The 10,112-nt window shown below is 57.5% G+C and carries 10 protein-coding genes and 1 pseudogene; 9 read left to right on the forward strand and 2 right to left on the reverse strand.

The annotated features are described in order from the left end of the window. Positions 1 to 7 precede the first annotated feature (7 nt). Positions 8 to 1,222, reverse strand: a complete 1,215-nt coding sequence (locus Q0106_RS04705) for a hypothetical protein (protein WP_297609551.1) — start codon at positions 1,220 to 1,222, stop codon at positions 8 to 10. 290 nt (positions 1,223 to 1,512) lie between these two features. Here Q0106_RS04705 and Q0106_RS04710 point away from each other — a divergent pair, with 290 nt between their 5' ends. The 9 genes from Q0106_RS04710 (at position 1,513) to Q0106_RS04750 (ending at position 9,839) form a co-directional block, all read left to right on the forward strand. Next, positions 1,513 to 4,503: a DEAD/DEAH box helicase gene (locus Q0106_RS04710; protein WP_297609554.1), complete on the forward strand. Its 2,991-nt coding sequence runs from the start codon at positions 1,513 to 1,515 to the stop codon at positions 4,501 to 4,503. Further along, positions 4,500 to 4,913, forward strand: a complete 414-nt coding sequence (locus Q0106_RS04715; protein WP_297609557.1) for a (deoxy)nucleoside triphosphate pyrophosphohydrolase — start codon at positions 4,500 to 4,502, stop codon at positions 4,911 to 4,913. Before Q0106_RS04710 ends, Q0106_RS04715 begins: the two co-directional genes overlap by 4 nt. Positions 4,914 to 5,320: 407 nt before the next feature. After that, positions 5,321 to 6,022: a nucleoside recognition domain-containing protein gene (locus Q0106_RS04720; protein WP_297609561.1), complete on the forward strand. Its 702-nt coding sequence runs from the start codon at positions 5,321 to 5,323 to the stop codon at positions 6,020 to 6,022. A gap of 30 nt (positions 6,023 to 6,052) precedes the next feature. Continuing rightward, positions 6,053 to 6,523: a YjiG family protein gene (locus Q0106_RS04725; RefSeq protein ID WP_297609564.1), complete on the forward strand. Its 471-nt coding sequence runs from the start codon at positions 6,053 to 6,055 to the stop codon at positions 6,521 to 6,523. A gap of 177 nt (positions 6,524 to 6,700) precedes the next feature. Then, positions 6,701 to 6,979 carry a heavy-metal-associated domain-containing protein gene (locus tag Q0106_RS04730; RefSeq protein ID WP_297609567.1) on the forward strand — a complete coding sequence of 93 codons (279 nt, stop codon included), beginning with the start codon at positions 6,701 to 6,703 and terminating at the stop codon, positions 6,977 to 6,979. Between the two features lie 335 nt (positions 6,980 to 7,314). Beyond that, on the forward strand, positions 7,315 to 7,992 hold the full coding sequence (locus Q0106_RS04735; RefSeq protein ID WP_297609570.1) for a nucleoside recognition domain-containing protein: 678 nt from the start codon (positions 7,315 to 7,317) through the stop codon (positions 7,990 to 7,992). Continuing rightward, positions 7,982 to 8,473 carry a YjiG family protein gene (locus Q0106_RS04740; RefSeq protein WP_297609573.1) on the forward strand — a complete coding sequence of 164 codons (492 nt, stop codon included), beginning with the start codon at positions 7,982 to 7,984 and terminating at the stop codon, positions 8,471 to 8,473. The genes Q0106_RS04735 and Q0106_RS04740 overlap by 11 nt, the downstream gene beginning before the upstream one ends. Positions 8,474 to 8,695: 222 nt before the next feature. After that, complete coding sequence (locus Q0106_RS04745) at positions 8,696 to 8,836, forward strand: hypothetical protein (protein ID WP_297609575.1); 141 nt, start codon at positions 8,696 to 8,698, stop codon at positions 8,834 to 8,836. A gap of 70 nt (positions 8,837 to 8,906) precedes the next feature. Next, positions 8,907 to 9,839 carry a LysR family transcriptional regulator gene (locus Q0106_RS04750; protein WP_297609578.1) on the forward strand — a complete coding sequence of 311 codons (933 nt, stop codon included), beginning with the start codon at positions 8,907 to 8,909 and terminating at the stop codon, positions 9,837 to 9,839. Between the two features lie 97 nt (positions 9,840 to 9,936). Here the strand turns inward: Q0106_RS04750 and Q0106_RS04755 are convergent. Further along, positions 9,937 to 10,112, reverse strand: a pseudogene (locus Q0106_RS04755) (L(+)-tartrate dehydratase subunit beta); the annotation flags it as partial.

Genomic DNA, 10,112 nt, shown 5'->3' on the forward strand with positions numbered 1-10,112 from the left:
GAGAAATTCAGGAAATTCCCATTTTGAGTGCAGTCAGGCTGGGAAGTTCAGGAAGAGCGGAATCTGCCGCATAGGAAGCGCTGATCCATTCCGGATTGAAAAGCCCGCTTGCCTTGAAGGCGTGAACCAGCGGCGCGCGGGATGCTTCGTCAAGAAGGCAGTGAGGGACTTGCCAGCCAGCCTCCGCATATTCCATCAGGCGGCGGGCAAAGCACGCTTCAAAGGAACGGGTCTGCCTTGTCGGAGCATCTTCGAGGAGCAGTCTGGGACTCAAATCCTCAATTTCCCGAACGCCCTTTAATCCTGTGGGTCTTTCAGCGGCCGAATACTCATGGTGAAGCACCTCCAGAAGCCGGCAGCCGACGCGCTTTGCATCTTGAGCTTCTTCATCCGACCCACGCACCAGGGAATTAGAAAGCGATTGCTGAAGGAGCGAGCAGCCAACGGCTCTCGCACGGTCGAGTTCTTCCGAAAACTGCGGGTACATCAGCGGCTCCTGATGCGCGCGGTAGTGGGTCACTCGCAAAGAATTGAGGAACTTCTTCAGGTCCTCGGGTTTGTCGAGCCGTTCGGGCCAGTCTTCTTCTTCAGCAAAGATCGCAGCCTTCATGTCTTCGCCGCTTTGAATGCGCGCAGCGAGTTCGGCAGCATTTTCCATAACGACTTCCCCGCCTTTCGTCAGCCGGAGGGTCTCAATCTCTTCAAGTACTGCAAGTGTTTCTCGTAGAGCGTGCTCAATGCTTCCCAAAGGGCTTCGAGTACGACAGCGATATGGGATATCCGCCTTGAATCCTGCCGATGGAGAGAGGATGTCCGACGGCTTCATGTCGGAAAACGCCGTCGACTTATTGCGGTACGCAAACGCTATGAGTCGTCGGCATTCGCCGCCATTCTGTTCATCCAGTGCCTTTTTGAAATCCTGCATGACGCCTTCCCGGCAGAGCTTTGCCAAAACGCCCACGATGATCTGTGCCTGCACCGTCGCCTCAATTTCATTGCCGATGGCGAATAAGGCGCTGTCTTCCCGGCGGAGGAAATCCGCAATGCCGTCTGCGAGATCCCAAAGCGCGAAGCGAGGACCATCCTCATCGATCAAAGGGACGACATAGCCCGCATCCTTCCACTGCCTCAGGATCTGCTCTGTCTTCATGGCGGCACTCATTTCGCCCATTCTGGTTGAGGGAGGCAGAAACGCACGCGGCGAATACCTGTCGAGGTTCATGATCGAAAATCCTTTCTCATCTTCTGACTGTGATCGACGTGGCTGTAATCCTGGCACCAATGGCGTCGCTGCTGTTCGTGCCGAACCAAAGGAGGGCGGACATGGGCTTGAGCGGCATCAATGATGGCGGCCGAAAGGACTCAGCCTTGAGGGCCGCGCCTCATCGCTCTTCAGAGAATGGAAACGAAGAGACTCGGAGCCTGAAGAATCGCTTCCTGCGTTTTCATCTCTCGCCGCCCCCTCGCGGCTGCTAAGCTGCGCGGAAGGGAAAAATTCTTATGGGGAGGCGCATGCCTGTTTCCATCATCGACCAGGGGTCAAGCGACGCAATGATTCGCGAGAGCTTGGTCACGTCATTCATCGACAGCCGCAGCGAATCGCCGCTTGAAAGCCGCACCGCGCTCATCTTCAATGACAGAGACCGCGGCGTCAAAGTACTGAACGAAATCGAAGAGGCGCTCGAATGGTGCGACTCCTTCTCGATCAGCGTTGCCTTCATCACGATGGGCGGCATCGTGCCCTTGATTCCGGCGCTCACGGCATTGGAAGCCCGTGGCGTCCGAGGGCGGCTCTTGACGACGGACTATCTGCGCTTCACGAAGCCTGAAGCCCTGAGAAAGCTCCTCACCTTCAAGAATTTGGACGTGCGCATGTACCGCACGGAAGAGGATTCCGCGAATGGCTTTCACACCAAGGGCTACATCTTCAGCTCGAAGGAGCTCTGCCGGATCATTGTGGGCTCGTCGAATCTGACGCAGGCGGCGCTCACGACGACGCGCGAATGGAATCTCAATCTTCTCTCGCGCCAGACGGGAGAAATCGCCGAGGTCATTCAGAAGGAATTCGACTATCTCTGGAATCGCCCGGAGGCGAAGCCGCTCGCCAATGTGATCGATGCCTACGCGTACGAATACAAGGCCGTCGCCAAGGCTCAAGCCGATGCGAGGCGTCTGCTCATCCGCGAAGAAGAAAAGGCAAAGGTCACTCCCAATGCCATGCAGGCCGCTTTCGTGAAGAGCCTCTGGGACTTGAAGACGCAGCATCATCAGGACCGCGCGCTCCTCATTTCCGCAACGGGCACGGGGAAAACGTATGCGTCTGCCTTCGCCGCGAAGAAGCTTGCCCCCAAGCGCCTTCTTTTCGTCGTTCACCGCGAGCAGATCGCCAAGCAGGCGATGAAGAGCTTCAAGCGCGTTTTAGGCGAAAAGAGCCGCACTTTCGGGCTCCTCTCGGGAACGCATAAAGCGTCGGACTGCGACTTCGTTTTTGCGACCATGCAGACGATCTCGAGGGACGCTGTGCTGAAGAGCTTCCCGAAAGACGCCTTCGACATGATCATCATCGACGAAGCGCACCGTGCGGGAGCGGAGAGCTACCAGAAGATCATGGCGCATTTTGCCCCTCAATTCTGGCTCGGCATGACGGGGACGCCGGAGCGCAATGACGGATTCAACATCTACGCGCTTTTCAACCACAACATCGCTTATGAAATCCGTCTGCAGCAAGCGCTCGAAAACGATTTCCTGACGCCATTCCATTACTTCGGCATCGCCGACCTCTGGGTGTCGAACGAAGCGGAAAGCGGCAGGCGCAAAATCGACGATTTCAGAAGGCTCGAAGATCCCGAGCGCTTCGCGCACATGCTCGAAGAGTGCGACCGCTACGGCTATAGCGGAAATAAGCGCCGAGCGCTCGTCTTTGTTTCCACGAAGCGCGAGGCAGAGGCGCTCGCGGGATTCTTGAATGAACACCATCGTCCGGCAATTGCGCTCACGGGCGACGACAGCCAGGCGGCAAGAGAAAATGCTGTTGCTCGCCTCGTTTCGGGCGAGGGCGAGCGGCACCTCGAATTTATCGTGACGGTGGACATCTTCAATGAAGGCGTCGACATCCCGGAAATCAATCAAGTCATTCTGATGCGCCCGACCGAGAGCGCGATCATCTTCATTCAGCAGCTCGGACGCGGGCTGAGAAAGTTCGACGGAAAGGAATTCGTCACGATTCTCGACTTCATCGGTGCATACGAAAAGAACTACTTGATCGCGACGGCGCTCTCGGGCGACCGCTCCTACGTGAAGGACAACATGCGTCGCTTCATTGCGGTCGAATCGAAAAGGCTTCCCGGCGCTTCCACCGTGCATTTCGATGAGATTTCAAAGGAGCGCATCTTTGCTTCGATCGACAAGGCGAAAACGAACAGCACGGAGCTTTTGAGAAATGCCTATCGGCAACTCAAGTTCCAGCTCGGACGCATACCCGAGCTTCAGGACTTCGAACGCTTCGGGAGCATCGAGCCCACGAAATTCTTCACGAACGCGAACTTTGGTTCGTACTACGAATTCTTGGTGAAGTATGAGCCTGAGTATGCGGTGCGTCTCACGGACGCTCAGACCAAACGGATTGCCTGGGTTTCGAGGAAGCTCGGGAACGCCCTGAGGCCCTCCGAGGCGCTCGTTCTCAAGGATATTCTGGACGGGAAGGAAAACTTGGAAGCGCGCCTGGAGCAAAGGCTCCAATCGGAATACGGGTTCGAGGCCGACGAGCGGCATCTGAAGTCGGTAGGGCTCGTGCTCGCCAATGAATTCGAGCGCACGCAGGGCATCAAAGATCAGTGGGCCGGCGCTGAAGTCCTTTCCTTGACGAAGGAGGGCGGCTGGCAGGTCGCGGAATCCTTCTTGAAGGATCTTCAGGACGGAGCAGAGTTTAAGGCCATGCTCGAAGAGCTTCTCGACTTCATCCTTGCGCGCGCCAAGCGTTTGGCGGCAGACCGGCTCCCCGGAACCTTCCTGAGGCTCAACGCCGCCTATACCTATGAAGATGTCTGCCGGCTCCTTGACTGGGGGCAGAACATGCCGGCCCAGAATATCGGCGGGTACTGCTACGACAAGGCTTCAGACACGCTCCCCATCTTCGTCAATTACGAAAAGGAAAGCGATGCCATTCAGTACCACGACGAGTTCAAATCCGTCTCAACAATCCTGACCCTTTCGAAGACGAAACGCAGCCTCGAGTCGCCGGACGCCCTGCGCATGCGGAAGGCCAAAACGGCGAAGGCAGACTACAGCGCTACGGCCATTCATCTCTTTGTGCGCAGGAACAAGGACGACCAGGAAGCCAAGGCTTTCTACTACCTCGGCCAAATGGATCTTGCGGCGCCTCTCAAGGCCGTACCGCTGCCAGGCGCCCATGGAGCCCAGAAAGCTTTCGAAGCCCTCTGGACGCTGCGCCATCCCGTTCGTTCGGATATTTATGAATACCTCACAGGAGAAAAAGCAAAGTGAAGCGAATTGAAGTGTGCGCGGCCATTCTTCACCATGAAGGCCGCATACTGGCGACGCAGCGCGGCTACGGCGACTTCAAGGACGGCTGGGAATTCCCCGGCGGAAAAATGGAGCCCGGCGAAACGCCAGAAGACTGCATCGTTCGCGAGATCAAGGAGGAGCTCAATGTCGACATCGTCCCCGAAGAACTCTTGCTGACGGTGGAGTGCGACTATCCGGCCTTCCATCTCACCATGCACTGCTTTTGGAGCTCCATTGCCGCCGACGAGCAGGTAGAGCTTCTTGAACATGAGGCGGCGAAATGGCTGCTCCCGAGCGAGCTTGACGCCGTCCAGTGGCTTCCCGCCGACCTGGAAGTCGTTGAGTGCCTGAAGAAGCGCCTGAAGCCGTCGGAAGCATCCTTTGAATAGGCTCAATGCTGCGGGCTAAGGAAACTCCTCAGAGCCTTATTTGGGGGCATTGTCTACAATCCTTGATATTCAGCAAAAGTCCTGATTTTCAACGATTAGGGGACTCTTGCTGAATCCAATCTCTCCGGAGGAAGAGGACTTTCGTCGAAAGACCGGTCGGAGAGAAGGCCGGCAAATGGGAATAGAGACGTCGATCGTCCCGGCGTCCTTTCTGACGGGGTGCTCTTTAAGCGCTCAAACAGAGTTCCTGAAGATCGGGGAAGCATTTAAACGTTCAATAAATCCCTGAAAGCCCGGCAGCACTGAGGAGAATCCGCATCAAAGAGGCGTCAAACGCCCGAAACCCGCGGAAAGTCAATTCTCCTCCGAACGGCTCAAACCACCGCACCTCCAAAGGAGTTTCATTTATGTCCAGCCAAGCACCAGCTCAGCAGCCTCAGGCAGAGGCTCCCGGGATCTCCGGCTACATATCCCTTCTTTTCGCCGTCATCTTTTTTTCCGGGGTCGCCGCTTCCGCGAACTGGTGGGGCATTTTCGACTTCACAACGCTGAACGGCGCCTTCGGCAAGGTGGTGAGCGGCGTAGCCGAAAAGAACGGCGAAATCGCCGCCGCCATGACCAACTTCCGCGGCAAGGGCGGTTCGGGCGCGATTGACGGCTTCATGTTTGCGCTCTCGCTCGTTCCGACCATCATGTTTGCGATGGCGATGATCACGATCTTCGAGCACTACGGCGCTCTGCGCGCAGCGCGCCAGATGCTCACGCCCGTTCTTCGTCCGCTTCTCGGTCTCCCGGGCTCCACGGCGCTCGCCATGATCGCGTCCCTGCAGTCGACCGACGGCGGAGCCGCCCTCACGCGACAGCTCAAAGACGCGGGCGAAATCGACGAAAACGAAACGACGCTCTTTGCGACCTTCCAGATGACGGCCGACGCGAGCATCACGAACTTCTTCTCTTCGGGCGCCGTGCTCTTCACGCTCCTCGCCGCCAACGGCGAACCCGCCGTCCCCGTGAGTCTCGGCCTCTGCTTAGGTATCATTCTCCTCGGCAAGGTTTTTTCCACCAACCTGATGCGCCTCATTCTTATCCGCAGGTCCCGTAAGGCTTAATTCAAAATAATATTATTAGGAGTCTCAATTATGTCCGCACATGAAAATGCAAAGCCTATGGTGACCGACATCTTCGTCAAGGGCGCCGTTCAGGGCTGGCAGATTGCCGTTACCTCCACCATCCCGAACGTGCTGATGGCGTTCGTCATCATCAAGATTCTTGATCACTCGGGGCTTCTGAAGCTGATCGGCACGGCGCTCGACCCGATCATGGGCATCTTCGGGCTTCCGGGCGAAGCCGCAACCGTGCTCCTCGGCGGCTGGATGTCGATGGGCGGCGGCGTCGGCGTCGCGGTGGCGCTCTTCGATCACGGCACCATCACGGGTCACAACATCGCTGTCCTCGCGCCCTCGATCTACCTCATGGGCTCGCAGGTCCAGTACATGGGCCGCTGCCTCGGCGTCATCGGCATCAAGGGTTCCCGCATCCCGCTCATCATGGCGATGCCGATCATCACGGCGATCGTCTCCCTCTGGGTGATGAACATTCTGGTCGGTTGATTGATCTCTGATTAACCAAAAGGCGCGCACTGCTCATTGAGGCGGGCGCGCCTTTTTCCTGACTGGAAGAAGCCGGGAGCTGCCTGCAGATTCGCCGCCTCCGGGCTGATGCACTAAAATGAAAATCATTATCAAGATGGAGGCATATGAAGACCTCCGGGATGATGAGGTTCAGAAATGTTCAAGACAACAGTTGGCATTGACGGCATGGCCTGCGGCATGTGCGAGGAGCACATCTGCAATACGATCCGCAAGGCGATGGAAGTGAAGAAGGTTTCGGCTTCCCACAAGAAGAAGATCGCGGAAATCATTACCGAGCGCCCGGTCGACGAGCGTCTTCTTCGCGAAGCCATTGCGCCCACGGGCTACGGCGTTACATCCTTCCAGTGCGAGCCCTATGAAGCGAAGGGCTTTTTCGCCAAACTCTCAGGCCTCTTCGGCGGCGGAAAAGCTTGACGGGCCTAGGCTTGACGCGTAGTGACAATTAGTCACGAAAGCTGTGAGTTTTGATTTATATCAATCCATATAAACCAAAGTGCCTCCATGGAGATGGAAACATCTCCATACAATTGCGGCGACTTCTTATCTTCCGGAAGGGAAGTGAGCGGATCGCCGCAAAACCTGGCTATTTCGTGCATGTTCAAGCACGGATCAGCCCGGGATAATCTGCTGCTACAGATCAGCAGGGGCGCTCTCTCTGAGGAAGATGAGGCATCAAGCCGCGTGCTGCGACCGATCAACACATATCGGACGGACGTGCGCGAACCTTCCAATCTTCCTCAGGGACAACCATGACTGATCCTCAAGCTTCTCCGGCGGCAGCGCCGAAGCATGAAAAGGTCGGCATCGGCGCCTACATCGCGCTCTTGCTCGCCGTCGTCATCTTCTCGGGCGTTTTCTACAAGATGCCTGAAGCCTACAAGTGGCTCGGCGCCTTCGACTTCACTACGCTCATCGGCAAATACGGCACGATTGTCGGCGCCAAGGGCAACTTCGTCGGCACGGGCGGCGACAGCGCCCGCGGCGGCTTCCTCTTTGCGCTTTCGCTCTTCCCGGGCGTGATGCTCGCGATGGGCCTCATCGAAGTGCTCTCGCACTACGGCGCTCTGCGCGCGGCTCAGGTTCTGATGACGCCGCTCCTGAAGCCTCTCCTCGGCGTTCCGGGCTACACGGGCCTCGCCCTCATTACCGACCTTCAGAGTACGGACGGCGGCGCTGCGCTCACCCGCGCGCTCTATGACGAAAAGCGCATCACGAAGAAGAACCTCGTGACGATCTGCGCCTGGCAGTATGCGGGCGCGGGCTGCATCAGCAACTACTACACCACGGTTTCGGCGCTCTTCTCGCTCTTCCTCTGCCCTGTGTGGGGACCGATGGTCATCATTCTCGTGCTGAAGTTTGTTGGCGGCGCTCTTATCCGCACCGTTCTCTCGACGATTTACCGCAAGGATTTCGAAAATGACCGCTAATGAGAAGAATGAAGCCGCAAGCAAGCCGGCTTCTCAGAATCCTTTCGACATCTTCATTGTTGGTGTCCGCAAGGGCCTGAACATCGTTCTTTACAGCCTGCTGCCGAATGTGCTGATGGCTTTCGTCCTCACGCAGATCCTGCGCCTCTTCGGCGTGATGGATTTCCTCGGCGAAACCTGCGGGGGCCTCATGGGTCTCTTCGGACTCCCGGGCGAAGCGATCACGGTGCTTCTCGCCACGTGGCTTTCCTGCGGCGCCGGCGTCGGCGTTGCCGCGAGCCTCGCTTCCCACGGCACGCTCCAGCCGCATGACATCACGATTCTTGCGCCGGCCTTCATTCTGATGGCTTCGCAGATTCAGTACATGGGGCGTCTCCTCGGCGTTGCCGACGTGCCGAAGAAGTACTGGCCCGTGCTGATGCTCAACTCCGTCCTCATGGCCTTCATCGGCATGATCCTCATGCGCATCATCTTCCTCTGATGAGTCTTGAGGCATCCGCCGGTCGGCGCGCTTTCCCTGTCGGGAAGCGGAGACTAGCGGATATGCGAAAATAGAGAAGCTCCTGTCGGGCTTATCCCGGCGGGAGCTTCTGCCGTATTGGCGCCCGTCATTTTTCCCCGATTCAAGCCTTCCGGATCCCTGATGCATTCCCGACGCAAAATTCTTCTCGCGGCACTCTCGCTTATTGCAATTTCCCTTCCTGTGCAGGCTGAAAAGACGGAGAAGGAGAGAAAAGAGACGGCGCAGAAGCAAAAGAAGGTCGATGCGGTATCGACGGCATCGCAGCGCAGGCAGGCGCGCAAGGAACGTCAGGCCAAGCGCAGGGCGGCGAAAAAGCAGTGAGCACCTGAGCTCTACTCCTTTTCCCGACATTTGAGCTTCTTTTCTGCCTATTTCAAAAAATCCCCATCTCATGTCTGCAAACACCTGCCGCTATCTCACTGCACTTCTCACGGAAGGGAGCTTTTCGAAGGCCGCCCAGACGCTCGATATTTCGCAGCCCTCGCTCTCGCAGTTTCTGCTCCGGCTTGAGACGGAAGCCGGCACCACGTTGATCGACCGCGCAGCGAAGCCTCTGCGTCTCACGCCGGCGGGAGAACTCTTCCTTAAAACTGAAAGGCAGATCGAGCAGCTCCGGGAGACCTGCGCCAAGCAGATGGCGGACATCCATGAGGGCGTGCGGGGGCACGTCTGCATCGGCGCGTCGGACTATCGGGAAACCTTTTTCCTCACGGAAGTGCTTCCGGTTTTCAGAAAGCGATTCCCCAACATTGAAATTTCCGTGACGGAAGGGCGCACGAAGGAGCTCGAGGAATTCGCGCTCTCAGGGGCGACGGACTTTTCCCTCGTCATTGCGCCCCTCTACCACCCGGCAGGGCTCGAAATGACGGAGCTCTACAAGGAGACGCTCCTTCTTGCCATGAGTCCGAATCATCCCATTGCCCGGAAGCACCCGCTCGCGGGGAAGGATGAATACCCGGCGCTCGACTTTTTTGAGATGGACCGCGAGCCCTTCATCGTGATCAAGAAGGGCCAGAAGATGAACCGGCTCTTTCACGAACTCTGCGAACGCACGAATGCGGCGCCGAGAGTGGTGCTCGAGAGCGAATCCATGATTGCGGCGCTCGCCCTCGCCAGCGCCGGGTTGGGCATCACGCTCACGACGGAAACGCTTGCCCGGCGGTCGCGCGAAACGGATGCCTTGCGGTGCTTCCGCATTTCTCCTGACGTCCCGCCCCGGACGGTGATTGCGGCCTACCGCAGCGACCGGTATCTCTCAAAAGCGGCCCGCGCGCTCATCGACGTGATGAGAGAGGTCGCCAAGGAGCGGTTTGAGAGAGGATGATGAAACGCCGGCGATCCGATCGCCAGTGGAAAAAAGCCGGCGCTTTCAAAGAAAAGCTGCCGGCTTAAAAGGAAAGTATCCAGACTGCGGAAAACGATTATTTCTGGTAGTCGACGAGCGCGCTGATGCGTTCGACGATCGGGCCCTTGCGTTCGTTGAAGACGGCCTTATTCTTTTCAAAGAGGTTGTTGCCGTGCGTATCGATCGAGCAGATGAGGGGACCGAAGTGCTTCACGCGCATGACCCACATGGATTCGGGCATGCCGAGTTCGG

The sequence above is a fragment of the uncultured Sutterella sp. genome, from assembly GCF_937923675.1.
Classification (GTDB): Bacteria; Pseudomonadota; Gammaproteobacteria; order Burkholderiales; family Burkholderiaceae_F; genus Sutterella.